23 protein-coding genes and 2 tRNA genes are annotated in these 23,844 nt (G+C 68.3%); 8 read left to right on the plus strand and 17 right to left on the minus strand.

Going from position 1 to position 23,844, the window contains the following annotated elements; genetic code table 11:
• Positions 1-2: 2 nt before the first annotated feature.
• From AB0G47_RS28365 to AB0G47_RS28375, 3 genes are read right to left on the minus strand one after another with little or no spacing between them, the layout of a single operon-like run.
• Complete coding sequence (locus AB0G47_RS28365; protein WP_266864422.1) at positions 3-245, minus strand: hypothetical protein; 243 nt, start codon at positions 243-245, stop codon at positions 3-5.
• Positions 196-894, minus strand: a complete 699-nt coding sequence (locus tag AB0G47_RS28370; RefSeq protein ID WP_360775733.1) for a class E sortase — start codon at positions 892-894, stop codon at positions 196-198. The genes AB0G47_RS28365 and AB0G47_RS28370 overlap by 50 nt, the downstream gene beginning before the upstream one ends.
• Before the next feature lie 38 nt (positions 895-932).
• Entirely contained in the window at positions 933-1,703 is a 771-nt protein-coding gene (locus tag AB0G47_RS28375) for a DUF881 domain-containing protein (RefSeq protein ID WP_360775613.1), read from the minus strand.
• A 92-nt stretch (positions 1,704-1,795) separates the two neighbouring features.
• Here AB0G47_RS28375 and crgA point away from each other — a divergent pair, with 92 nt between their 5' ends.
• Complete coding sequence (gene crgA / locus AB0G47_RS28380; RefSeq protein ID WP_266864426.1) at positions 1,796-2,053, plus strand: cell division protein CrgA; 258 nt, start codon at positions 1,796-1,798, stop codon at positions 2,051-2,053.
• Between the two features lie 302 nt (positions 2,054-2,355).
• Here crgA and AB0G47_RS28385 read toward each other — a convergent pair whose 3' ends face one another.
• Positions 2,356-3,252: a rhomboid family intramembrane serine protease gene (locus AB0G47_RS28385; RefSeq protein ID WP_360775616.1), complete on the minus strand. Its 897-nt coding sequence runs from the start codon at positions 3,250-3,252 to the stop codon at positions 2,356-2,358.
• Between the two features lie 114 nt (positions 3,253-3,366).
• Positions 3,367-3,900, minus strand: coding sequence for a peptidylprolyl isomerase (locus AB0G47_RS28390; protein WP_360775620.1), 534 nt, complete (start codon positions 3,898-3,900; stop codon positions 3,367-3,369).
• 280 nt (positions 3,901-4,180) lie between these two features.
• Between AB0G47_RS28390 and AB0G47_RS28395 the strand changes: the two genes are divergently transcribed.
• Positions 4,181-4,903, plus strand: coding sequence for a DUF5324 family protein (locus AB0G47_RS28395; RefSeq protein ID WP_360775735.1), 723 nt, complete (start codon positions 4,181-4,183; stop codon positions 4,901-4,903).
• 100 nt (positions 4,904-5,003) lie between these two features.
• Here AB0G47_RS28395 and AB0G47_RS28400 read toward each other — a convergent pair.
• A tRNA-Ala gene (locus AB0G47_RS28400) sits at positions 5,004-5,076 on the minus strand.
• Between the two features lie 183 nt (positions 5,077-5,259).
• Here AB0G47_RS28400 and AB0G47_RS28405 point away from each other — a divergent pair.
• Positions 5,260-5,808, plus strand: coding sequence for a DNA-binding protein (locus AB0G47_RS28405; protein ID WP_360775623.1), 549 nt, complete (start codon positions 5,260-5,262; stop codon positions 5,806-5,808).
• Between the two features lie 49 nt (positions 5,809-5,857).
• Complete coding sequence (locus AB0G47_RS28410; RefSeq protein ID WP_360775626.1) at positions 5,858-7,414, plus strand: serine/threonine-protein kinase; 1,557 nt, start codon at positions 5,858-5,860, stop codon at positions 7,412-7,414.
• A 74-nt stretch (positions 7,415-7,488) separates the two neighbouring features.
• Here the strand turns inward: AB0G47_RS28410 and AB0G47_RS28415 are convergent, their stop codons facing one another.
• Both AB0G47_RS28415 and AB0G47_RS28420 read right to left on the minus strand, forming a co-directional pair.
• Positions 7,489-8,856, minus strand: coding sequence for a hypothetical protein (locus tag AB0G47_RS28415; RefSeq protein ID WP_360775629.1), 1,368 nt, complete (start codon positions 8,854-8,856; stop codon positions 7,489-7,491).
• A gap of 195 nt (positions 8,857-9,051) precedes the next feature.
• Complete coding sequence (locus AB0G47_RS28420) at positions 9,052-9,180, minus strand: DLW-39 family protein (protein WP_003999697.1); 129 nt, start codon at positions 9,178-9,180, stop codon at positions 9,052-9,054.
• A gap of 338 nt (positions 9,181-9,518) precedes the next feature.
• On the opposite strand from AB0G47_RS28420, the gene AB0G47_RS28425 reads away from it, so the two are divergent.
• Positions 9,519-9,851, plus strand: a complete 333-nt coding sequence (locus tag AB0G47_RS28425; protein ID WP_360775632.1) for a DUF6344 domain-containing protein — start codon at positions 9,519-9,521, stop codon at positions 9,849-9,851.
• A 239-nt stretch (positions 9,852-10,090) separates the two neighbouring features.
• Here AB0G47_RS28425 and AB0G47_RS28430 read toward each other — a convergent pair.
• The 9 genes from AB0G47_RS28430 to dnaA all read right to left on the minus strand — a co-directional run bounded on the left by AB0G47_RS28430 (position 10,091) and on the right by dnaA (position 22,590).
• Positions 10,091-10,164 (minus strand) — tRNA-Ile (locus tag AB0G47_RS28430).
• A 106-nt stretch (positions 10,165-10,270) separates the two neighbouring features.
• The gene (locus AB0G47_RS28435; RefSeq protein WP_266864448.1) at positions 10,271-10,972 is read right to left on the minus strand and encodes a DUF3566 domain-containing protein; all 702 of its coding nucleotides are present in this window, start codon (positions 10,970-10,972) and stop codon (positions 10,271-10,273) included.
• Between the two features lie 18 nt (positions 10,973-10,990).
• Positions 10,991-13,600: a DNA gyrase subunit A gene (gene gyrA / locus AB0G47_RS28440; protein ID WP_360775634.1), complete on the minus strand. Its 2,610-nt coding sequence runs from the start codon at positions 13,598-13,600 to the stop codon at positions 10,991-10,993.
• Positions 13,601-13,643: 43 nt separating this feature from the next.
• Positions 13,644-15,665 (minus strand): DNA topoisomerase (ATP-hydrolyzing) subunit B, encoded by a 2,022-nt coding sequence (gene gyrB, locus AB0G47_RS28445; RefSeq protein WP_360775738.1) that lies wholly within the window; start codon positions 15,663-15,665, stop codon positions 13,644-13,646.
• A gap of 319 nt (positions 15,666-15,984) precedes the next feature.
• The gene (locus tag AB0G47_RS28450; RefSeq protein WP_266864452.1) at positions 15,985-16,548 is read right to left on the minus strand and encodes a DciA family protein; all 564 of its coding nucleotides are present in this window, start codon (positions 16,546-16,548) and stop codon (positions 15,985-15,987) included.
• Positions 16,545-17,666 (minus strand): DNA replication/repair protein RecF, encoded by a 1,122-nt coding sequence (recF, locus tag AB0G47_RS28455; RefSeq protein WP_360775638.1) that lies wholly within the window; start codon positions 17,664-17,666, stop codon positions 16,545-16,547. The genes AB0G47_RS28450 and recF overlap by 4 nt, the downstream gene beginning before the upstream one ends.
• A 52-nt stretch (positions 17,667-17,718) precedes the next feature.
• The gene (gene gnd / locus AB0G47_RS28460; RefSeq protein ID WP_360775641.1) at positions 17,719-18,594 is read right to left on the minus strand and encodes a phosphogluconate dehydrogenase (NAD(+)-dependent, decarboxylating); all 876 of its coding nucleotides are present in this window, start codon (positions 18,592-18,594) and stop codon (positions 17,719-17,721) included.
• An 89-nt stretch (positions 18,595-18,683) separates the two neighbouring features.
• A complete protein-coding gene (dnaN, locus tag AB0G47_RS28465) occupies positions 18,684-19,814 on the minus strand; it encodes a DNA polymerase III subunit beta (protein WP_360775644.1) in 1,131 nt (376 codons plus the stop codon).
• 883 nt (positions 19,815-20,697) lie between these two features.
• Positions 20,698-22,590 (minus strand): chromosomal replication initiator protein DnaA, encoded by a 1,893-nt coding sequence (gene dnaA, locus AB0G47_RS28470; RefSeq protein WP_360775647.1) that lies wholly within the window; start codon positions 22,588-22,590, stop codon positions 20,698-20,700.
• Between the two features lie 367 nt (positions 22,591-22,957).
• On the opposite strand from dnaA, the gene rpmH reads away from it, so the two are divergent.
• From rpmH to yidD, 3 genes are read left to right on the plus strand one after another with little or no spacing between them, the layout of a single operon-like run.
• Complete coding sequence (gene rpmH, locus AB0G47_RS28475) at positions 22,958-23,095, plus strand: 50S ribosomal protein L34 (protein ID WP_006381191.1); 138 nt, start codon at positions 22,958-22,960, stop codon at positions 23,093-23,095.
• Between the two features lie 20 nt (positions 23,096-23,115).
• Positions 23,116-23,487: a ribonuclease P protein component gene (rnpA, locus tag AB0G47_RS28480; protein ID WP_266864461.1), complete on the plus strand. Its 372-nt coding sequence runs from the start codon at positions 23,116-23,118 to the stop codon at positions 23,485-23,487.
• The gene (gene yidD / locus AB0G47_RS28485; protein WP_360775651.1) at positions 23,484-23,843 is read left to right on the plus strand and encodes a membrane protein insertion efficiency factor YidD; all 360 of its coding nucleotides are present in this window, start codon (positions 23,484-23,486) and stop codon (positions 23,841-23,843) included. Before rnpA ends, yidD begins: the two co-directional genes overlap by 4 nt.
• Position 23,844: the final 1 nt, after the last annotated feature.

Consider the following 23,844-nt stretch of genomic DNA (forward strand, 5'->3'; position numbering starts at 1 on the left):
GCTCACTGGCCGTCCACCGTCACGTCGTTGAAGGGGAGAAGCGGCTCGGCCCACGGAAAGACGTACTGGAAGAGCACGTAGACCACCGCGAAGACGAGCACCAGCGAAAGCAGTGCCCTTACCCATGCGTTTCCCGGCAGATGCCGCCAGATCCAGCCGTACATGCCGTCCCTTCCGTAGCCGTACGGCACCAGACTAACGGCGCAGTGCCTCCGGTTTCCCGGCCTCGACGGGCTGGGTGGCATCAAGGTGTGCCCAGACGATCAACCGGTGGCTGTGGCCCCACTCTGGTTCACAGGTCGTAAGAGTGAGGTAACGGCCCGGCCCCTCGTACCCGGACTTGCGCGGCACCGGATCGATGACACCGATGTCGCCGGGCAGCGTCTTCAGGGGCTTGTTGTCGATGCGGTACGTGAACCAGGTCGTGCCGTCGGTCAGCACCACGGGGTCGTTCGGGCGCAGCTTCGGGAAGTCCTTGAAGGGGTCCCCGTAGGTGCGGCGGTGACCCGCCACGGAGAAGTTCCCCTTCTGGCCGAGCTGAGCGGTGTCTCCGTAGTGACCGAGTCCCTTTTTGAGTACGTCGGTGCCGGTGCCCTGGAGCACCGGCTTGTTCCACGTGAAACCAAGCCGCGGGATGTACATCACGGCGAAGGGCTTGCCCTCTTCGTAGGGGCCCGGCTTCGGAGGGCTCTTTTCGGAGCCGCCAGTGGGCTTGTCGTCCGTCCCTGTGGACATCGATCCCTGCGCCCACTGGTCCTGGAGCTGGTCGATCTGGCTGTCCATGGCGTTGTCGGCCTTCACGCCGGTCCAGAACAGGACGTACACCACGAAGAGCACGATCAACGCGCCGATGGTGATGCACAGTTCGCTGAACGTCCTCAACAGCACTCGCACCGACACCGGACGGTCCCTCCCCGGGTGCTACTCCACCGCTATTCCACGGGCTTCGCGTAGTGGAGATCCACTGTGCCCGAGTAGCCGGGAAGAGTCACCGCCCCGTCGTCGTCGACTTTCCAGCCGAGGCCGTAGGCGTTCACGTACAGCATGTAGTTCTGGATCTCCGGGGAAGCGGCGAGCGCCGTCTTCAGCTTCTCCGGGTCGCCGACCGCGGTCACCTTGTACGGAGGCGAGTAGACGCGGCCCTGGAGGATCAGGGTGTTGCCCACGCAGCGGACGGCGCTGGTGGAGATGAGCCGCTGGTCCATGACTTTGATGCCCTCGGCGCCGCCCTGCCAGAGAGCGTTCACCACGGCCTGCAGGTCCTGCTGGTGGATGACCAGGTCGTTGGGCTGGGGCTCGGGGTAGCCGGGGAGCTTGGCCGTGGCACCCGGCGGGGCGTCGGTGAGGGTCACGGAGACGGCCTGGCCCTTGACCTTCTTGGTGCCCGCGTTCTTCTCCAGGGCCTTGAGCCGGGCGTCGTCGGCCTTCGTGCCGCCGTTGTCGCGCTCCGCCAGCGCCTCGACGTCGTCCCGCAGCGAACCGTTGGACTCGTCCAGCTCGCCGTTCTTGTGGCTGCGTTCCTGGATGAGGTCGGAGAGCTTCAGCAGGGACGCATCCGTGCGAATGTTCGTACCCTTGGCAGTGTTGAAGCTGGTGAAGAAGATGAGGCCCGCGAGGGCGAAGACGGCAGCCGTCAGCAACCGGACCGGCCGCCAACGGGGACGGCGACCCTGACCTGTGGGGGAGTCGGCAGAATTGCTCAACGTACCCTTATCTCCTTCAGCGCCGCGGAAGCACTACGCTAACGGACGCCCGGGGGAGGGCTCAGCTCCCCGTATCGACAGGAGAGACCCTCGTGCCGAAGTCACGGATCCGCAAGAAGGCCGACGATTACACGCCGCCCGCGGCGAAGAAGGCGACGAGCATCAAGCTGACCAGCCGTAGCTGGGTGGCCCCAGTGATGCTGGCGATGTTCCTCATCGGGCTCGCCTGGATCGTTGTCTTCTACGTCACCGACGGCAAGCTGCCGATCGACCCGCTGGGCAACTGGAACATCGTGGTCGGCTTCGGCTTCATCGCCGCGGGGTTCGGCGTCTCCACGCAGTGGAAGTAGCGCTGCCCGCGCTGCTGCCGCACCGCATTCCCCAGCGGCGAGAGCAAGCCTTGCCCTGAGTTATCCACAGCGCTATCCACACTGGGGAAAAAGAAAGACGATCTGTGGATAACCCACTCGGTGTTGACGCCGGTGTGACTGCCCGATCGCCATGCAAGCCGCCGCAGGCCCCTTGTCCTTCCTGGGAAAACCCAGGTCAGCGACAAGGGGCACTGTTGTTCCCCACAGCATGCACAAGATCCGCCACACGCTGTGGACAACAGTGAGCGGGACGCACCGGCTCAGACGAGGAACGCACAGGCTCAGACGAGCTGGGCGGTCCTGACGACTATGGCGACCAGGACCAGGAGCAGCACCGCGGCACAGGTCCCCCACTGCACGAGCGCCCGCCGCTCACGGGGCGCGTGCACCATCCCGTAGGCGATCGCGACACCGGCGACCAGACCGCCGACGTGCGCCTCCCAGGCGATGCCGCTCCATGTGAAGGTGAACAGCATGTTCAGTGCGAGCAGCGCGATGACCGGGCGCATGTCGTAGTTGAGGCGCCGCATCAGGACGGCGGTCGCGCCGAGCAGACCGAAGATCGCCCCGGACGCGCCGAGCGAGGCCTGGCTCGCGTCCGCGACGACATAGGTCAGGGCGCCGCCGGCCAGGCCGGAGAGCATGTACAGGGCGAGATAGCGGGCTCGGCCGAGCGCCGCCTCCAGGGGACCCCCGAGCCACCACAGGCCCAGCATGTTGAACGCGATGTGCCAGATCTCCTGGTGCGTGAACATCGACGTGACCAGGCGGTACCACTGGCCCTCGGCGACGCCGTCCTCCGCCACGAAGGGGTAGGGAGGCCACTCACCGACCAGGACGAGTTCGTTCACCAGGCGGTCGCCGACGGCGAGGACCGCGATGAACACCGCCACGTTGAGGCCGAGCAGGATCTTGGTGATGAGGCGCGGGTCGGCGGCGATCGAGCCGCCCGCGATGGTGCGCGGCTGGTTCGCCGCGGGCGCGTGACCGGTGCCCGAGCCCTCGCGCACGCACTCGGGGCACTGGAAGCCGACCGAAGCGCTGATCATGCACTCCGGGCAGATGGGCCGCTCGCAGCGGGTACAGCTGATGCCGGTCTCGCGGTCCGGGTGACGGAAGCAACCGGGCAGGTGCTGCGCGTCCCGCGGCCCTTCCGGGCTGCCTGGTGCCTGATCCATGGGGTCCCCTCAATCTCCGTACGAAGGCACTGCGCGCCCACGCGTGCAACGCACCGCCCCGCCCTTCCTTACGGATGGGCGGGGCGGTTTGGTTCCCTGGCGGGTACGCCGAGGTCAGGCGCCGCGGGTCTCGATCACCACGGACTCGATGACCACGTCGTTGACCGGACGGTCGGTGCGCGGGTTGGTCTGCACGGCCGCGATCTCGTCGACGACCTTCTGGCTCGCCGCGTCCGTGACCTCACCGAAGATCGTGTGCTTGCGGGTCAGCCAGGCGGTCGGCGAGACCGTCACGAAGAACTGCGAGCCGTTGGTGCCGGGACCGGCGTTGGCCATGGCAAGGAGGTACGGCTTGTCGAAGGCGAGGTCGGGGTGGAACTCGTCCGCGAACTCGTAGCCCGGGCCGCCCGTGCCGTTGCCCAGCGGGTCGCCGCCCTGGATCATGAAGCCGCTGATCACGCGGTGGAAGACCGTGCCGTCGTAGAGCCGGTCCGAGGTCTTCTGACCGGTCTCGGGGTTGACCCACTCACGCTCGCCCTGGGCGAGTTCTACAAAGTTCTTGACCGTCTTCGGCGCGTGGTTGGGGTGCAGCAGCACCTCGATGTCGCCGTGGTTGGTCTTCAGGGTGGCGTAAAGCTGCTCAGCCACGATCTGCCTTCCGTTGTCTTCTGTGACGCTCCGATCCTCGCACGGACGGATTGCGACGAGTAGCCGCCGACTGGGCGCGCACAGAAGCGATCCGTGGCATTGTCGGCCAAGAACGCTTCTTGTACCGATTTGATCAATTTGATCAGATTGATCGCGTTGCTCGCAGGGCTCGCTTGACCCGGATGCCCGCCCTCTCATGCCTGAAGGGTCACCCGGAAGGCATGATCCCTGAAAGGGTGGAAAGGTGACATACCTATACGCCACCGAGGAGGAGGATCCCGTGACCCGCATCGACAGCGTGCGCGCCGCGACCGGCTCGGCCAAGGACAGCGTCCGGCACGCCGCTGAGGCGGTGGCCCCCTACGCCGGCACGGCCAAGGACCAGGCCGCTCACTACGCCCACGATGTGCGCGTAAGGCTGGCGCCCAAGGTGTCGCAGGCCGCCGAACAGGCCCGTGTGCAGTACGGCGCCCATGTCGCGCCCCGCGTGGAGCAGGCGCGTACGCATGTGCCGCCGAAGGTCGACCACGCCGCGCATGAGGCCGCCGTCCGTACGCGCAAGGCCGCCAAGCAGACACGGAAGGCTGCCCGGCAGGCCGCCGAGTACTCGAAGCCGCGGATCGAGCAGGCCGTGGCCGCGACCCAGCCCGTCCGTGACGAGGCCGCGTCCCGCAGTGTGGCGGCGATCGCCGCGCTGCGCGGTGACGTCTCGCCCAAGGAGATCAAGCGTCTTGTCCGCAAGCACGAGCGCCGGGCCCGCGTCGGGCGCCTCGCCAAGGGCGTCGTCGTGCTCGGCCTCCTCGCGGGCGGTGCGATCGCCGCCTGGAAGTGGTGGGACAAGCAGGCCAACCCGGACTGGCTCGTCGAGCCGCCCGCCGCGACGGAGGTCCCGGACAGCACCCCGCTGAGCTCGGTCGACGGCAGCGGCCAGCAGTCCCTCGACCCCGAGGTGCAGGCCAAGCAGGCCGAGGCGGAAGCCGCGGAGCGCGACAAGAAGCGCTGATCCGCGCCGCGGGATCGCCGTAAGAACGCCGCAGATACGCCGTAGGAACGCCGTAGGGCGGGAACCCCAGCTGGGGTTCCCGCCCTACGGCGTTCGGCTGTGGAGCCTAGGAGATTCGAACTCCTGACATCTGCCTTGCAAAGGCAGCGCTCTACCAACTGAGCTAAGGCCCCGAGAACGATGCATCAGCCGGAAGAAACTCGCTCCGGTGAGCAACGCAGACCAGAGTACCGGGTCTCCCCCCGGATCTCGCAAAAGGATTGGGGGTCCCGGTGAACGACCACGCTCCGTAAGATGCTCGGCGTGGTTCGCGGCAGCGAACCACGGTTTATATGGGGAAGCGATGGGGAGACGCAATGGACGCCGCACAACAAGAGACAACCGCGAGAGCACGGGAGCTCCAGCGGAACTGGTACGGAGAGCCGCTGGGGGCGCTCTTCCGCCGTCTCATCGATGATCTGGGCCTCAACCAGGCACGCCTCGCCGGCGTCCTCGGTCTGTCGGCACCCATGCTGTCCCAGCTGATGAGCGGCCAGCGCGCCAAGATCGGCAACCCCGCGGTCGTCCAGCGCGTCCAGCTCCTCCAGGAGCTCGCGGGCCAGGTCGCCGACGGCAGCGTCAGTGCCGCGGAGGCGACCGACCGCATGGACGAGATCAAGAAGTCCCAGGGCGGCTCCGTACTGACCAACACCTCCCAGTCGACGACGAGTTCGGGCGCTCCCACGGTCAAGCGGGTGGTGCGCGAGATCCAGTCGCTGCTGCGTTCGGTGGCGGCGGCCGGCGACATCATCGATGCCGCGGACGCCCTCGCCCCGACCCACCCGGAACTGGCAGAGTTCCTCCGGGTGTACGGCGCCGGACGCACCGCGGACGCGGTCGCCCACTACGAGGCGCACCAGAACTGAGCCGTCGGCCGGGCCACCGGGCGGCCCGGAGGGGGAGCGATGCGCGACCATGGGTGAGGTCTTCGCCGGCCGGTACGAACTGGTCGACCCGATCGGACGTGGGGGAGCCGGCGCGGTCTGGCGCGCCTGGGACCACCGGCGGCGCAGATATGTGGCCGCCAAAGTCCTGCAACAGAGCGACGCGCACACGTTGTTGCGCTTCGTGCGGGAACAGGCGCTCCGGATCGACCACCCCCATGTGATCGCGCCCGCCAGCTGGGCCGCCGACGACGACAAGGTCCTGTTCACCATGGCCCTGGTCGCCGGCGGCTCGCTGGCCCATCTGGTCGGGGACTACGGCCCGCTGCCGCCCCACCTGTGCTGCACGCTGCTCGACCAGCTGCTCGCAGGCCTTGCCGCCGTGCACGCCGAGGGGGTCGTGCACCGGGACATCAAGCCCGCCAACATCCTGCTCGAGGCCACCGGAGTCGGACGTCCGCATCTGCGGCTCTCCGACTTCGGCATCTCGATGCGCCTGGGCGAGCCGCGGCTGACCGAGACCAACTACGTGGTGGGCACGCCCGGTTACTTCGCGCCCGAGCAGATGATGGGTGCCGAGCCGGACTTCACCGCCGATCTCTTCGCCGTCGGCCTGGTGGCGCTGTATCTCCTCGAGGGGGCCAGGCCGGACTCCAAGGCGCTGATCGAGCACTTTGCCGCGCACGGCACGCCAGGGGCCCCGCAGGGCGTCCCTGAGCCGCTGTGGCAGGTCGTCGCCATGCTGCTGCAGCCGGATCCGCAGGCGCGGTTCCGCACGGCCACCGGTGCGCGCAAGGCGTTGGCCTCGGCCATCGAGCTGCTTCCCGAGCCGGGGCCCGACGACGAGCTGGTGGAGGTCTTCGACCAACTGGGCCCGCTCCCCCTCGGGTTCGGCCCGGACGGCCCGCTCACGCAGGCCCGCGGCGCCGGGCCACAGCCGGGCCTCGCTCCGACCCCCGTACCGCCCCCGCACCCTCCTTCGCCGGATACGGGCAGCTCCTCGGCGACCGGAAGCTTCCAACTGCCCCCACCGCCCGATGCCCCGACGCCACCGCCGTCGGCCCCCGCACCGCCGCCCTTCGACCCGACGCCACCACCTTTCGACCCGACGCCACCACCTTTCGAGCCGACGCCACCACCTTTCGACCCCACACCACCGCCGCCGGCAGCCGCACCGACCCCGGCGGCGCAGCACGTGCCGCCGGGACAGCAACCGGCATCGCAGGAGCAGCAGCGGCCACCACAGGAACAGCAGCAGGGCCAGCAGCCGCACACCCCGCAAAGCCTGCCCCAGTACGCGGCACAGCCCCCGCAGGCGCCCCCACACCAGCCCACGCATCAACTCACGCACGATCCCTCCCCCCACCAGGCTGCCGCGGCTCAAGACCCCTCACAGGCCATGGCATCCGCCGTGCACGGGACTTACACCCCTACTCATCCATACACCGCTCACGTCCCGCAGGTTCCGCTCCAGAGCCGACCAGTTCCGCAGCGCCGGCCCGGACCGCCCGCAAAGGTGGCGATCCCGATGCTGCTCGCCGCGCTGGCGTGCTTCGCGGTAGGCATCTGGGCCCTGACCCAGACCTGATGTACGACGCGGGGCTCGGCGTCACGCTCAGGCCCCGCCCCTTCCAGCCCGACGCAGCGCTCTCACGGCCCCAACTACCAAGCCGGTGGCGGCCCGTACTGCGAAGGCGTCCCAGCCGACGCCCCCGCCCCCGCGGATGAAGCAGCGGCCCGCCGCCGAGCGACCAGCGTCCACACGCCGAGCACGGCGAGCAGCACGGCACCGCCGCCGAATCCCCCGGCGGCGACCAGCTTCATTCCGTCGCCGTCCCCCGCCGCGTCCCCGGCCTCGTCCCCAGCCGCCGTCCTGCCGCTCGCCGCGGCCTCCTCGTCCTGGCCGGAGACGCTGAACTCGTCCGCGGGCCGCGCCGATCCGGCGTAGGCGGGCCCCGCCTTGGCCGCACCCTCGACGCTCACCCGCAGCGTCAGATCCAGCGGATCCTTGCCGAACTGCCCGGCGACCCGCGGGTTGAGATGGACCGAGAGGTAGTACCAGCCGGCGAACCGCATCCCGGCCACGTCGTCGATGGGCGAATAGCGGTTCTCGTACGCGACAGGGGCCAGCGCGTCCAGCGCGGTGGACTTCTGCTTGCCGTCGTACGCCGTGTCCACGTCATCGACCTTGGCGCGTACGGGATTGGACAGCGACATGACGAGCGCCGACGTCACATACTCGTCCCCGCCCCCGCTCGAACTGCCCAGCTCGGCACTGGCGGAGACCTGCTGCCCCCAGTCCACAGGCACCCGGTAGAAGAGCGTCTGCCCCGGCTTGATCCGGTCGCCCCAGACCCCTGTCCGCAGCGCCCGGGCGTCGTTGAAGCTCGTGCCGCCCACCCGCCGTTCACGCTCACCGCCCGGCGGCACGGGCGAGGCGGAGTTCCAGGACTCGGGCGGCGTCGTGGGAGCACCCTTGGCCAGCCCCGGCTCGGAGACGACGCTCAGCTCCGTGCCCCAGCTCTCCCCCGAGGATCCGGGATCGCTGTTCCGCTCGACCACTACGTAGTACGTGCCCGCCGGCTTGCACCGGTTCTCATCGGGGCCGATCGTCCGCACCGCCCAGGCGGTGACGGGCCGTGGGCTCTGCGACGTACCGAAACGCGCATCTCCGGAGTCGCAGTCATTGCCGTCCGCGTCCTGCAGGGACACCTCGATGCCGTCCCCGTAGGCGACCTTGGATCCGGGCCCAGGAACAGCGGTGGCCGAGACGTACACGCTCTGCGTGGCGTCGAGTTCGAGCCGGTAGTAGAGCTTGCCCCCGCGCGTGATGGCGCTCTTGTACGTCGATCCGGGCGTCAGTTCCGCACTGCCCGTACTGCTCGTCGCCCCGTCGACCGCCACGGCCTCGTCGGCGTAGGCGTACGGCCCTGGCGCCCCCGCCGCCGCGGCCTGTCCCGGCAGTGCCGCCACCGCGCACAGCGCCGCCCCCGCGGCCAGCGTCGCCCGGCCTCTGCCCAGCCGCCTCATTGGATGCCACCCCTCCCCGGAGACCCAGTCGTCCCGGCGACTCATGCCCGCACGAAGCCCCGACAATCTTTGCTGACGCAAGGAACAAGCTTGCATGTGCAAATCAATCGGACCCTTGCCCTCACAAGAACCGGACAGCACAAGACCCCGGCCGCATCAGCGACCGGGGCCTTGTGAAGAGACTGTTGTCGATACTCACGAACCCGTGGGCACGGAGTCAGTCGCCTCCGTCCACAGATCCTGCTCGGCGCGATCCGCCTGGATCTGGCGGTACACGAGGAGCCCGCCGATGGCGGCCAGTGCGACCAGGAGAAGCTTCTTCACCGCGCGACCTCGTCTTTCTTGACGTAAGGGACCTCTGGAGCCCGACTATACACACCGATCGATACCGATCGGTGACCTGGATCCACCCCAACTGCCGCACCGGACACAGCAGTAGAAACGGACCCCGCCGCTCCGGCCGCCCCTCCGCCCCGCTGTGACATTCACCGCTCCCGGCCCCATTTCAGGCCCCTCCCGGGCCCCTCCCCGGGACCTTTTCGGCCATCCGGGTGGTGTTCATCAGAACATCCACGCGCCACGAGCGTCGGTCCACCACTCTCGACCCCACATACACATCATGAGGAAAGTACGCAAATCGCCCAACCCGAAAGTGAGACGCCGTGACCAGCACCAAGGCCATGAAGCTGTGGACCACCCTCATCACCGCCTTCCTCGCGCTCTTCGCCGCGCTGGGATTCACCACGACGGCCACGGCGGCCACGACGCCGGCACAGCAGGCCACGGAATCCTGCGAGACCGCCACGACCCTCCCCACACCGCTGGCGACCTACTGGCGACTCGCGTTCGAACGGTCCTTGCCGCCCACGATGAAACAGCGCATCCGCGCCGAGGCACACGGAGCATCCCCCAGCTGCAGGCACCTGCCCACGAACGACACCGAGACGGACCGCGAGACCGACGCCCAACCACGCGGCCTGGCCGCGGAGCCGTAACCCCCACGGCAGCCACAGACCCTCAGCACCAAAGACCCCCGGCTGGTTTCAGCCGGGGGTCTTCGCGTCCGCGTCGGACACCGGTACTCCGAAGCCCGCGAGAATCCCGCGAGAACCCCGCCCCTTGAACCTCGGCAGCCCCTACGGGACCACGAGGACGCGTGGGGACGCGCAGGGACACACAAGCCACCGGACGCCAAAGACCCCCAGCCGATACCGGCTGGGGGTCTTCGTGTCTGTGGGGCTAACAGGATTTGAACCTGTGGCCTCATCCTTATCAGGGATGCGCTCTAACCAACTGAGCTATAGCCCCGCCGCGCTGCGGTGTGTCCCGCGCGCTGACCTCTGAAGATTAGCGCACGTCCGGGCCAGTCCCAAAATCGATAGCTCCGGAGACCGGGAACGGCGGATCCGAGGGGCTACTCGTCCTCGGCGAGCGTCAGCTCGACGCCGCCCACAAAGCCCGCGGAGAGGTTGTAGATGAACGCGCCGAGCGTCGCGAGGGCCGTGGCCAGGACGACATCGATGACCGCGATGATCGTCGTGAACATCAGCACGCGCGGCAGGGACAGGAAGGACTGCAGGTCGAAGCCGTTGGACTCGTTCGAGCCCGTCGCCTCGGAGATCGTGCCGCCCACCGTCGAGAAGACGCCCATGGCGTCCATGACCATCCACAGCACGGCGGCCGCGACGATCGTGCAGATGCCGAGCGCGATGGAGAGCAGGAAGCTGACCTTCATCACCGACCACGGATCGGCCTTGGCCACCCGCAGCCGCGCCTTGCGCGTACGCGGCGTCGTGCGCGCCCCGGTGCGCGGCCTGCGCACCGAACCCGTCTGAGACCCCTGCTGGTACGCCTGCGGCGGGTGATACGGCTGGGAGGCCTGCTGCTGGGGCTGACGCTCCCCGGGCAGCGCACCCGCCGCTCCCTGCGCCCCGGCCGCGTACGCACCGTCGTACTGCGCGGACTGAGCGGGCTGCGGCCCTCGGGTGTCCGTCACCGTTCCCCCCTGGGATCCATGAGACTCGTCGGAGTCGTGAGAATCAGTGGCGGAGCCACGGACACCGTCTGTACCGGCTGAGCCGGTTCCACTTGCTCCGGCGCCCGTGGCTCCACTCACGATGACTCTCTCCTTGCGCTACTCGGCCGTGGACTCCGTGCCCTCGTCCGTACCGACGGCCGGCTCGCCGTCGGCCGATTCGTCGACGATGTCGCCGTCGACTTCCTCCGCCTCGCGCCCGGCCTCGGCATTACGAGCGATACCGACCACGGCATCGCGCTTGCCCAGGTTGATCAGTTGGACGCCCATGGTGTCACGGCCCGTCTCCCTGACCTCGTTGACTCGCGTACGAATCACACCGCCGCCCAGCGTGATGGCGAGGATCTCGTCGGTCTCCTCCGTCACCAGCGCGCCCACGAGTTCGCCGCGGTCCTCCACGATCTTGGCGGCCTTGATGCCGAGGCCACCGCGGCCCTGGACGCGGTACTCGTCGACGTTGGTGCGCTTCGCGTACCCACCGTCGGTTGCGGTGAACACGAACGTACCGGGCCTGACGACATTCATCGAGAGGAGCTGGTCGCCGTCGCGGAAACTCATTCCCTTGACGCCCGAGGTCGCACGGCCCATGGGACGCAGTGCGTCGTCCGTCGCGGTGAACCTGATCGACTGGGCCTTCTTGCTGATCAGCAGCAGATCGTCCTCGGCCGAGACGAGCTCGGCTCCGATCAGTTCGTCGTCCGAACCGTCGTCCGTCTCGCGGAGGTTGATGGCGATGACACCACCGGAGCGAGGCGAGTCGTAGTCCTTGAGCGACGTCTTCTTTACGAGGCCGCCCTTTGTGGCGAGGACCAGGTAAGGCGCCGCCTCGTAGTCACGGATCGCCAGGATCTCGGCGATCTGCTCGTCCGGCTGGAAGGCGAGCAGGTTCGCGACGTGCTGGCCGCGGGCGTCGCGTCCGGCGTCCGGCAGTTCGTACGCCTTCGCCCGGTACACCCGGCCCTTGTTGGTGAAGAACAGCAGCCAGTGGTGCGTCGTCGACACGAAGAAGTGGTCGACGATGTCGTCTTCCTTGAGCTTCGTGCCGCGGACTCCCTTGCCGCCGCGCTTCTGCGAGCGGTAGTCGTCCGTCTTCGTGCGCTTGACGTAGCCGCCGCGCGTGATCGTGACGACGATGTCCTCTTCGGCGATCAGGTCCTCCATGGACATGTCGCCGTCGAAGGGCACGAGCGCCGAGCGACGGTCCTCGCCGAACTTGTCGACGATCGCCGCGAGCTCGTCGCTGATGATCTGGCGCTGCTTCTCGGGCGAGGCCAGGATCGCGTTGTACTCGTTGATCTTCGCCTGGAGTTCGTCGTGCTCGGCGACGATCTTCTGGCGCTCCAGGGCGGCGAGCCGGCGCAGCTGCATCTCGAGGATGGCGTTGGCCTGGATCTCGTCGATCGAGAGCAGGCCCATCAGGCCCTCGCGCGCGATGTCGACGGTCTGACTGCCGCGGATGAGCGCGATGACCTCGTCGATGGCGTCCAGGGCCTTGAGCAGGCCGCGCAGGATGTGCGCCCGCTCCTCGGCCTTGCGCAGCCGGAACTTCGTACGCCGGACGATGACCTCGACCTGGTGCGTGACCCAGTGCCGGATGAACGCGTCCAGCGAGAGGGTGCGCGGCACGCCGTCGACCAGTGCCAGCATGTTGGCGCTGAAGTTCGACTGCAGGTCGGTGTGCTTGTAGAGGTTGTTCAGGACGACCTTGGCGACCGCGTCCCGCTTCAGGACGATGACGAGGCGCTGGCCGGTGCGCGACGACGACTCGTCGCGGACATCGGCGATGCCGCCGACCTTGCCGTCCTTCACCAGGTCGGCGATCTTCTGCGCGAGGTTGTCGGGGTTGGTCTGGTACGGGAGTTCGGTGACCACCAGGCACTGGCGGTTCTGGATCTCCTCGACCGCGACGACCGCGCGCATCGTGATGGAGCCACGGCCCGTGCGGTACGCCTCCTCGATGCCCTTGCGGCCCACTACCAGTGCGCCGGTCGGGAAATCGGGGCCCTTGATGCGCTCGATAAGAGCGTCGAGCAGCTCCTCGTGCGAGGCCTCGGGGTGCTCGAGCGCCCACTGCGCGCCCGCCGCGACCTCACGGAGGTTGTGCGGCGGGATGTTGGTGGCCATGCCGACCGCGATGCCCGCGGAGCCGTTGATCAGCAGGTTCGGGAAGCGCGCCGGCAGGACCGTCGGCTCCTGGTTGCGGCCGTCGTAGTTGTCCGTGAAGTCGACGGTGTCCTCGTCGATGTCACGGACCATCTCCATGGCCAGCGGCGCCATCTTGCACTCGGTGTAGCGCATGGCGGCCGCCGGGTCGTTGCCCGGAGAGCCGAAGTTGCCGTTGGAGTCCACGAGCGGCATCCGCATCGACCACGGCTGGGCGAGGCGTACCAGGGCGTCGTAGATGGAGGAGTCGCCGTGCGGGTGGTACGTACCCATGACGTCGCCGACGACGCGGGCGCACTTGTAGAAGCCCTTCTCGGGGCGGTAGCCGCCGTCGTACATCGCGTACAGGACGCGGCGGTGGACGGGCTTGAGACCGTCGCGTACGTCGGGCAGCGCGCGGGACACGATGACGGACATCGCGTAGTCGAGATACGAGCGCTGCATCTCCGTCTCGAGCCCGACGGGCTCGACACGCATGCCCACGCCAGGAACGATCGGTTCCTCTTCGAGGATCACTTCGGGCTTCGGGGTGTTCTCGTCGGCCATTGCTGGTCAAAGTCCTTTCGAGGTGCGGCTTGTACGGGCCGACTCAGATGTCGAGGAAGCGAACGTCCTTGGCATTGCGCTGGATGAACGAGCGCCGTGCCTCGACGTCCTCGCCCATCAGCACCGAGAAGAGGTCGTCGGCCTGTGCCGCGTCGTCCAGAGTCACCTGGCCGAGCACGCGGTGCTCCTGGTCCATGGTCGTGACGCGCAGCTCCTCGGCGTTCATCTCACCGAGGCCCTTGAAGCGCTGGACCGAGTCGTCCCTGACGCGCTTGCCGGCCTGGCGGCCGAGCTCGAGCAGGGCGTCGCGCTCGCGGTCCGAGTACGCGTACTGGAAGTCGTCACGGGACCACTTGATCTTGTAGAGCGGCGGACGCGAGAGGTACACGTGCCCGGACTCGACGAGCGGCCGCATGAAGCGGAACAGGAACGTCAGGAGCAGCGTGTTGATGTGCTGACCGTCGACGTCGGCGTCCGCCATCAAGATGATCTTGTGGTAGCGGAGCTTCTCGATGTCGAAGTCCTCGTGCACGCCCGTGCCGAAGGCCGAGATGAGGGCCTGGACTTCCTGGTTGTGCAGGATCTTGTCGATCCGCGCCTTCTCGACGTTCAGGATCTTGCCTCGGATGGGCAGGATCGCCTGGTACATCGGGTCACGGCCGGACTTCGCCGAACCACCGGCGGAGTCACCCTCGACGATGAAGATCTCGCACTTCGTCGGGTCGTTCGACTGGCAGTCGCTGAGCTTGCCGGGGAGGGAAGCCGACTCCAGGAGGCCCTTGCGGCGGGTCAGGTCGCGCGCCTTGCGGGCGGCGACACGGGCCGTGGCGGCCTGGATGCCCTTGCGGATGATGTCCGCGGCCTCGTTCGGATTGCGGTCGAACCAGTCCGTGAGGTGCTCGTGGACGACCTTCTGGACGAAGGTCTTCGCCTCCGTGTTGCCCAGCTTGGTCTTCGTCTGCCCCTCGAACTGGGGCTCGCCCAGCTTCACCGAGATGATCGCGGTCAGACCCTCGCGGATGTCCTCACCCGTGAGGTTGTCGTCCTTCTCGCGGAGCAGCTTCTTGTCGCGCGCGTAGCGGTTGACCAGACCCGTCAGCGCGGCCCTGAAGCCCTCTTCGTGCGTACCGCCCTCGTGCGTGTGGATCGTGTTCGCGAAGGAGTACACGCCCTCGGTGTACTGCGAGTTCCACTGCATCGCGATCTCGGCCGAGAGCATGCGCTCCTTGTCCTCGGCCTCGACGTCGATGACGGTCGGGTGAATGACCTCGCCCTTGCGGGAGTTGAGGTACTTCACGAAGTCGACGATGCCGCCTTCGTAGTGGTACGTGACCGTGCGGGCCTCGACGGCCTCGTCGTCGGTCGCCTCGGCCGAGTCCGCACCCGCCGTCGCCTTCGCCGACTCGCGCTCATCAGTGAGTTTGATCGTCAAACCCTTGTTGAGGAACGCCATCTCCTGGAAGCGCCGTGCCAGCGTCTCGAAGGAGTACACGGTGGTCTCGAAGATGTCGCCGTCGGCCCAGAAGGTGACCGAGGTGCCGGTCTCCTGAGTGGCTTCGTGCCGCTCGAGCGGCGCGGTCGGGGCGCCGCTCTTGTAGTCCTGCGTCCAGCGGTAACCGTCCGTCTTGATCTCGACGGAGAGCTTGGTGGACAGCGCGTTCACCACGGAGACACCGACGCCGTGCAGACCACCGGAGACCGCGTAGCCGCCGCCCCCGAACTTGCCGCCCGCGTGGAGCACGGTGAGCACGACCTCGACGGCCGGCTTCTTCTCCACGGGGTGCATGCCGACCGGGATGCCTCGGCCGTTGTCGATGACGCGCACGCCGCCGTCGGCGAGGATCGTGACGTCGATCGTGTCCGCGTGACCGGCCAGGGCCTCGTCGACGGAGTTGTCGACGACCTCCTGCACCAGGTGGTGCAGGCCACGCTCACCGGTCGAGCCGATGTACATGCCGGGTCGCTTGCGGACCGCGTCCAGACCCTCGAGGACGGTAATCGCGCTGGCGTCGTACGCCGTGGCTGAGGCCTCGGCGGTTCCTGCCAGGGCCTCGGTGGACGGGATGTTCTCGTTGGGGTTGCCGGAATCGGCCACGAAGCGCCCTTTCTGGCACAGCACAAGCCAAGCACCCGGCGGTGGCCGGAGCGGCTGCGTCGTTCAGCGATAGTCAGCGTTGCTCGGTGCGTCCCACAAGTGGGGCGGGATTAGCTTCCAGTCTACCGGTAGCGCCGACAGTGATGGGGGTTTGCCGGTACCTGAGTCCGCATGTGCCGTCCTGAACCGGCCTCGACCGACTCCCCATATGCGGCCCGGGGCTCTAAGAGGCTCACAGCGGCACTCAGCGCTTCGGGGTGTCAACCCCGAGCTACCACCGGAAGCGGCCTCAGCCGTAGGTGTCCCCGGGGCCCGTGCTGCCCGGGGCGCGCAGGGGTCCGAAGCGGCGTGCGGGGCCACCGGGACCGAGCACTTTGATGAGGCGTACGGTGCCGTGGCCCAGGTCCTCGTTGAGGCGCGCGACCAGCTGCGGGGCCAGCAGACGCAGGTTCGTCGCCCAGGCCGTGGAGTCGCACTGCACGGTCAGGACCCGCTCGTTCTCGTCGTACCGCTGGGGGACGCAGTGCTTGGCCAGATCGTCGCCGACGATCTGCGGCCAGCGGCCCATCACCCCGCCGACCGCGGCCGGCGTCTCCCAGCCGCGCTCGGTGATCAGACGGTTGATCGCGGAACCGAGCGGCAGCGGGTCGCGGCCGTCGGCGCGGGCGCCGGAACGCAGCCCGCCGCGCCGGGCCTGCTTCTTCTGCTGCGCGGCGTCGCCACGCGCGCGTGCCTGCTCCTTGGCGGCACGGAGGGCGACCCGGGCGAGGTCGACACCGGACGGTTCGGGCGTCTTCGGCGTGTCCTGCGGTGCGTCCTTGGGGGTGCCCTTGGCGGGCTCTTCGGCGCTCACGCGCGCTCCACCGCGCCGTCCGACACCGTGTACCGGGTGCCGGCCAGCACGCCCGGTACGTCGTCGTCCACCGCGGCCGTGACCAGGACCTGCTCGCCCGGCGCCACCAGCTCGGCGAGCCGCTCCCTGCGGCGCGCGTCGAGCTCGGCGAAGACGTCGTCCAGGACGAGCACCGGCTCGTTGCCCTCGGCCCTGAGCAGGTCGTACGAGGCCAGGCGCAGCGCGAGGGCGTACGACCAGGACTCGCCGTGGCTCGCGTACCCCTTGGCCGGAAGCTGGCCCAGCTTCAGGAGGAGGTCGTCGCGGTGCGGGCCGACCAGCGTCACGCCCCGCTCGATCTCCTGCTTGCGGACCTCTTCGAGGGCGGCGATCAACTGCTCGTACAGCGCGTCGCGGGTGTGGCCTTCGCCCGGCGCCGACGGCTTGTACTCCAGCGTGACGGGGCCGCCGCCGGGTGCCAGCTGCTCGTACGCCTTGTCGGTCAGCGGCTGCAGCGTGGCGATCAGGTCGAGCCGCTGTGCGAGCAGCTCGGCACCGACGCGGGCGAGGTGCTGGTCCCAGACGTCGAGCGTCGACAGGTCCATGGAGCGCCCGCCGTGCCGCCGCGCGAGGGCCGCCGACTTCAGGAGGGTGTTGCGCTGCTTCAGTACGCGGTCGTAGTCGGACCGCACGCCCGCCATGCGCGGGGAGCGCGCCGTGATCAGCTCATCGAGGAACCGCCGGCGCTCACCGGGGTCGCCCTTGATCAGCGCAAGGTCCTCCGGCGCGAACAGCACCGTACGGACGATCCCCAGCACGTCGCGCGGTCTGACCTGCGAGGACCTGTTGATCCGGGCGCGGTTCGCCTTGCCGGGATTGAGTTCGAGCTCGACGAGCTGCTGCCGCTCGCCCTGCCGGACCGCGGCCCTGATGACGGCACGCTCGGCACCCATGCGCACCAGCGGCGCGTCCGACGAGACCCGGTGGCTGCCGAGCGTGGCGAGATAGCCGACCGCCTCGACGAGGTTCGTCTTGCCCTGGCCGTTGGGCCCCACGAACGCGGTGACGCCCGGATCGAGAGGGACCTCGACCCGGGCGTACGAGCGGAAGTCGGCCAGCGACAGATGCGTGACGTGCATGGTTGGCGCCGACCTCCCCCGGCAAGCCTGTGCTCGGCGCACAGGCTGTGGATTACTTCTTCTCGACCGCGTGGCCGCCGAACTGGTTGCGCAGCGCCGCGATCATCTTCATCTGCGGCGAGTCGTCCTGACGCGAGGCGAAGCGCGCGAAGAGGGACGCGGTGATCGCGGGCAGCGGCACGGCGTTGTCGATCGCCGCCTCCACGGTCCAGCGGCCCTCTCCGGAGTCCTGCGCGAAGCCGCGCAGCTTGTCCAGGTGCTCGTCGTCGTCCAGGGCGTTGACCGCGAGGTCGAGCAGCCAGGAACGGATGACCGTGCCCTCCTGCCAGGAGCGGAAGACCTCACGGACGTCGGTGACCGAGTCCACGGCCTCGAGGAGCTCCCAGCCCTCGGCGTAGGCCTGCATCATCGCGTACTCGATGCCGTTGTGAACCATCTTGGAGAAGTGGCCGGCGCCGACCTTGCCCGCGTGGACCGAGCCGAAGTCACCCTCGGGCTTGAGGGCGTCGAAGATCGGCTGGACCTTCGCGATGTTCTCGGCGTCGCCGCCGTACATCAGCGCGTAGCCGTTCTCCAGGCCCCAGACGCCGCCGGAGACACCGCAGTCGACAAAGCCGATGCCCTTGGCCGCGAGCTCCTCGGCGTGCTTCTCGTCGTCCGTCCAGCGGGAGTTCCCGCCGTCCACGACGACGTCGCCGGGCTGCAGCAGCTCGGCCAGCTCGTCGACGGTGGACTGGGTCGCGGCCCCTGCCGGGACCATCACCCACACGACCCGCGGGCCCTTGAGCTTGCCCACAAGCTCTTCGAGGCTGTGGACATCCGCGACGTCCGGGTTGCGGTCGTATCCGATGACGGTGTGGCCTGCGCGGCGGATGCGCTCGCGCATGTTGCCGCCCATCTTGCCGAGGCCGACGAGACCGAGCTCCATCAGTGGTTCCTTAAGTAGCGATGTGGCGTGGAGGCACCTTCGTACCCGCGTCCGAGCCTACGCCCGGACCCTCGCTCACACCTGTGGGCTCAGCCGCTCAGACGTACAGGCATGATCAGGTACTTGTACGCCTCGTCGGCCTCGGCATCCAGGGCCGGCTTGCCACTCAGGAGCGCGGGCTTCGTCGACGTCGTGAACGACAGCTGGGCGACCGGGGAGTCGATCGCGCTCAGGCCGTCGAGCAGGAACGTCGGGTTGAAGGCGATCGAGATGTCGTCCCCGTCGAGCTGGGCGTCGACCCTCTCCACAGCCTGTGCGTCGTCGCTGGAACCGGCCTCGAGGATCAGCACGCCCTGCTCGAAGCTGAGCCGCACCGGGGTGTTCCGCTCGGCCACCAGGGCCACACGCTTGACGGCCTCCACGAAGGGGGCGGTCTCGATGACGGCGATCGAGTTGAACTCCGTCGGGAACAGCGTGCGGTACTTCGGCAGGTCACCTTCGAGCAGCCGCGTCGTCGTGCGGCGGCCTGCACCCTCGAAACCGATCAGGCCCTCACCGGCACCGGAGCTCGACAGCGCGAGCGTGACCGTGTCACCGCTGGTGAGCGCCTTGGCGGTGTCCTGGAGCGTCTTGGCGGGCACCAGGGCGACCGCGGACGCTTCCGGGTCCTCCGGCTTCCACAGGAACTCGCGGACCGCGAAGCGGTAGCGGTCGGTCGAGGCCAGGGTGACCGTGTCGCCCTCGATCTCGATGCGTACGCCGGTCAGCACCGGAAGCGTGTCGTCACGGCCTGCCGCGATCGCCACCTGGTTCGCGGCGGCGGCGAAGACCTCACCAGGGACGGTGCCCGTGGCGGTCGGCATCTGCGGCAGCGCGGGGTACTCCTCCACAGGAAGCGTGTGGAGTGTGAATCGCGAGGAGCCACAGACCACCGTCGCCCGCACACCGTCTGTGGAGATCTCCACCGGACGGTTGGGCAGGGCGCGGCAGATGTCGGCGAGCAGTCGGCCGGAGACGAGGACCGTGCCCTCCTCGTCGACCTCGGCGTCGACGGACACCCGCGCCGAGACCTCGTAGTCGAAGCTGGAAAGGCTCAGTGCGCCTTCCTCGGCCTTCAGCAGCAGGCCCGCGAGGACAGGCGCCGGTGGCCGGGCCGGGAGGCTGCGCGCCGCCCACGCCACCGCCTCCGCGAGTACGTCGCGTTCCACCCGGATCTTCACTTAGCCGCCCTCCTGCTGTTGCTGGCACTGGGGACCAGTCTGACGCACCGCACTGACAGTGGGTGCCCGTCGGGGTCAAGTCGTGACGAGCGGCGCCGGAGGTCCGGAGAGCAAGTTGTGCACAGGACCCCCTTCCAAGCGAATTCCCCGGTGACTCCAAGTGGGAGTAGTAGTAGGGCCTGTGGAAACCGTGGATAACCGCGAATGCGCAGGTCAGCACCGGTTTTTTATCCACTGCGCCTGTGGGCGGGACCGGTGGACAACCGGGGGTTTCTGTGGACGGGCGGAAGTTACACACACCCGATGCACAGGCAAGGGGTACTTCTCCCCAGCCCTGTCCCCAGCTTTACCCACCTTCCCCACAGGCCAACCGACCCCCTTGGTGTGACGCCTTTCACTCGGCACGGTGAGAGGGCGCGTTGCGTTGCCGAACAGTGGACAGCGGTGTGGAGAAGCTGGGGAAAGCTGGGGACAACCGGCCCCCGCCTGTGGGCGGCCGGTGGACAACGTCATGCACACCCTGTGGACGAGATTTTCATCCACACCCTGTGGAGAGTCTTCGTCCACGAATCCACAGCCACCTGACCTGGCTTGATGATCCCTCAGCAGGTTCCCCTGTGGACAGCATCTGGACAACTTCCCGGTCCCCAGGGTGTGGAGGAGAAAAAGACCGCAGATCTGTGGAGAACAGGCCTCTCAGCAGCGGAAATCGAACAGCGCGCGTGCCCCGACGGGGTCCACGCGCGCGTGCACAGGCTGCGGACAACGGCGAAGGGCGCCCCGGAATCAATCCGGAGCGCCCTTCGGGAGGTGTGTCTCAGCGGCGCTGAGAGCGTCTGTCAGACCTCTGTCCGTCCTCTGTCCGTCCTCTGTCGGCTCTCTGTCAGCCGTTCTTGATGCGGTTGGTGAGCTCGGTGACCTGGTTGTAGATGGAGCGCCGCTCGGCCATCAGCGCGCGGATCTTGCGGTCGGCGTGCATCACGGTCGTGTGGTCGCGGCCGCCGAACTGCGCACCGATCTTGGGCAGCGAGAGGTCCGTCAGCTCGCGGCAGAGGTACATCGCGATCTGGCGTGCCGTCACCAGGACGCGGCTGCGCGAGGATCCGCAGAGGTCGTCCACCGTCAGGCCGAAGTAGTCGGCGGTCGCCGCCATGATGGCCGGCGCGGTGATCTCCGGAGAGGCGTCCTCGCCCCCCGGGATCAGATCCTTGAGGACGATCTCCGTCAGACCGAGGTCCACAGGCTGTCGATTGAGCGAGGCGAAGGCCGTGACCCGGATCAGCGCGCCCTCGAGCTCACGGATGTTGCGTGAGATGCGGGACGCGATGAACTCAAGGACCTCCGGAGGAGCGTTGAGCTGCTCCTGCACCGCCTTCTTACGAAGGATGGCGATACGCGTCTCCAGCTCCGGCGGCTGGACGTCGGTGATCAGTCCCCACTCGAAGCGGTTGCGCAGCCGGTCCTCCAGGGTCACCAGCTGCTTGGGCGGCCGGTCGCTGGAGAGCACGATCTGCTTGTTCGCGTTGTGGAGCGTATTGAAGGTGTGGAAGAACTCCTCCTGCGTCGACTCCTTGCTCGCAAGGAACTGGATGTCGTCGACGAGCAGGATGTCCATCTCGCGGTAGCGCTTGCGGAAGGTGTCGCCCTTGCCGTCGCGGATGGAGTTGATGAACTCGTTGGTGAACTCCTCGGAGCTCACGTACCGCACGCGCGTGCCGGGGTAGAGGCTGCGGGCGTAGTGCCCGATCGCGTGCAGAAGATGCGTTTTGCCAAGTCCCGACTCCCCATAGATGAAGAGGGGGTTGTAGGCCTTGGCGGGCGCTTCGGCGACGGCGACCGCGGCCGCGTGTGCGAAGCGGTTCGAGGCACCGATGACGAAGGTGTCGAAGAGGTACTTCGGGTTGAGGCGCGCGGTGGGCTCGCCGGGAGCCGACGCGGGGGCCGGCTGCGCGGCCAGCGGGCCGGGGGCGCCGCCGTGCACACCGTGACCGTTGCTGTGGCCGCCGCCGCGGTGACCGGACGGGCCGCCGGAGCCGGGCGCGGACGACGGCTCGGAGAGCTCGTGCCGCTCACGCCGGTCGTGGCGGTCCTGCTGGTCCTGCCGGTCGGGGCGGTGCTGTTCGTACGGGGAGTGGCTCTGCGGCGGCTGCGTCCGGTAGTCGTGCTGCGGCTGCTGGACCGGCGTCGCGTAGGGGTCGCGGTCGGGGAAGCCGAGCCGGGGCTGCTGCCAGCCGTAGTCGTCCTGCTGCGGCTGCGGCCAGGCGCCGGGCGCGGGGCGCTGATAGTCCGGGTACGCGGGCCGTGCGGTCGGCAGCTGGTCGGGCCGCGAGCCCTGGGGGTGCTCCTCCTGGCTTCGGCGGCCGTATCCGTCGTACGCGTCGTGTCCCTGACCGGAGCCCTGGTGCGGCTCGGGCTCTTCGTAACGCTGCTGCTGGGGCTGCTGTTGTTGCTGGCCGGGCTGTTGCTGGGCGGGGGGCGCGGAAGGGCCCACCGGTTCGCCCACCGAGTCGTCGACGGTGATGGCGATGCGGATCGGACGGCCGCACTCGCGGCTCAGCGATTCACTGACGATGGGGGCGAGCCGCCCCTCGAGCACGCCCTTGGCGAATTCGTTCGGCACGGCGAGCAGTGCGGTGTCGGCGACCAGTGCCAGCGGCTGGCAGCGCTTGATCCAGCGCTCGTCCTTCGCCTCGACGCCGTGCCCACGCCCTTCCCCCAGCAGCTGTTCCAGCACTCGTGGCCACACTGCGGCAAGATCGGCAGGTACGTCAGCCACAGGGCACGCTCTCTCACGGGGTCCCACGATGGTGTGGTTCTGGGGACCGAAATCGGGATCGGCAGGGAGAAGGGAATGAATCGGAGTTTGGCCACGGTAGTCAGGGCAACGGCTGCGGTTCAAGTTGTTGTCCACAGGCTGTGCACAGTGTCCCTCCCTGACGGTCGGTTTGACCGGATGGCGTAGCCCCGCGTACCGTGACCAGGTCGAGTTGTCGATGGCTGCTGCCGCCTGCCTCCGATGGGCAAAGATCACGATCTGTGATTGTGAAGCGGTGCACTCGGTGCGTATTCGCGAGCTTCTCGTGGGCGCACGGTGACAGCCAGGCGATGTCCCGCCACCACACAATCATTTCTGGAGCCCCCGAGTGAGCAAGCGCACCTTCCAGCCGAACAACCGCCGTCGCGCCAAGACCCACGGCTTCCGCCTGCGGATGCGCACCCGTGCCGGCCGCGCCATTCTCGCGAACCGTCGTGGCAAGGGTCGCGCCAGCCTTTCCGCCTAATCGCATTAGGTCATGACGTCGTGCTGCCTACCGAGCATCGGCTGAGGCGGCGCGAAGACTTCGCGACCGCGGTACGCCGAGGACGCCGGGCCGGACGCCCGCTTCTCGTCGTCCATCTGCGTAGCGGCGCAACGGACCCGCACGTGCCTGGGGAGAGCATTCCCCCGACGCGTGCGGGTTTCGTCGTGAGCAAGGCCGTGGGCGGCGCTGTCGTGCGCAACGCGGTGAAGCGCAGGCTTCGTCATCTGATGCGTGACCGGGTGGCTCTGCTGCCCCCCGGTAGCCTGGTAGTCGTACGAGCGTTGCCCGGTGCGGGCGACGCCGACCATGCACAGCTGGCCCGAGACCTGGATGCCGCTCTTCAGCGGCTGCTGGGAGGGGGCGCTCGATGAAGTACCCACTGCTGGCTCTGATCAAGCTGTACCAGTGGACGATCAGTCCGCTGCTCGGCCCGGTGTGCAAGTACTACCCGTCGTGCTCCCGCTACGGCTACCTGGCCATCGACCGGCACGGTGCGATCAAGGGAACGGCGCTCACTGCCTGGCGCATCCTGCGGTGCAATCCGTGGTCGCTCGGTGGTGTCGACCACGTCCCGCCGCGCAAGCGTCCGCGGTGGCACGAGATGCTGCGCGCCAAGTGGCGCGGACGCAAGGGCGGGCCCTCCGCCGCTGGCGTGCCTTCCGGGGAGATCTCCCCCCAGACCCCGAGCCCGGCCGCCGAGACCCCGTCCCATGCTCAAGGAGCCTGAT

The sequence above is a fragment of the Streptomyces sp. NPDC021622 genome, assembly GCF_040640795.1.
Classification (GTDB): Bacteria; Actinomycetota; Actinomycetes; order Streptomycetales; family Streptomycetaceae; genus Streptomyces.

Coding starts and splice junctions, on each gene's coding strand:
- AB0G47_RS28365 (WP_266864422.1), bottom strand. CDS start 245: ATGCCACCCAGCCCGTCGAGGCCGGGAAACCGGAGGCACTGCGCCGTT.
- AB0G47_RS28385 (WP_360775616.1), bottom strand. CDS start 3,252: ATGGATCAGGCACCAGGCAGCCCGGAAGGGCCGCGGGACGCGCAGCAC.
- AB0G47_RS28405 (WP_360775623.1), top strand. CDS start 5,260: ATGGACGCCGCACAACAAGAGACAACCGCGAGAGCACGGGAGCTCCAG.
- AB0G47_RS28410 (WP_360775626.1), top strand. CDS start 5,858: ATGGGTGAGGTCTTCGCCGGCCGGTACGAACTGGTCGACCCGATCGGA.
- AB0G47_RS28415 (WP_360775629.1), bottom strand. CDS start 8,856: ATGAGGCGGCTGGGCAGAGGCCGGGCGACGCTGGCCGCGGGGGCGGCG.
- gyrA (WP_360775634.1), bottom strand. CDS start 13,600: ATGGCCGACGAGAACACCCCGAAGCCCGAAGTGATCCTCGAAGAGGAA.
- recF (WP_360775638.1), bottom strand. CDS start 17,666: ATGCACGTCACGCATCTGTCGCTGGCCGACTTCCGCTCGTACGCCCGG.
- gnd (WP_360775641.1), bottom strand. CDS start 18,594: ATGGAGCTCGGTCTCGTCGGCCTCGGCAAGATGGGCGGCAACATGCGC.
- yidD (WP_360775651.1), top strand. CDS start 23,484: ATGAAGTACCCACTGCTGGCTCTGATCAAGCTGTACCAGTGGACGATC.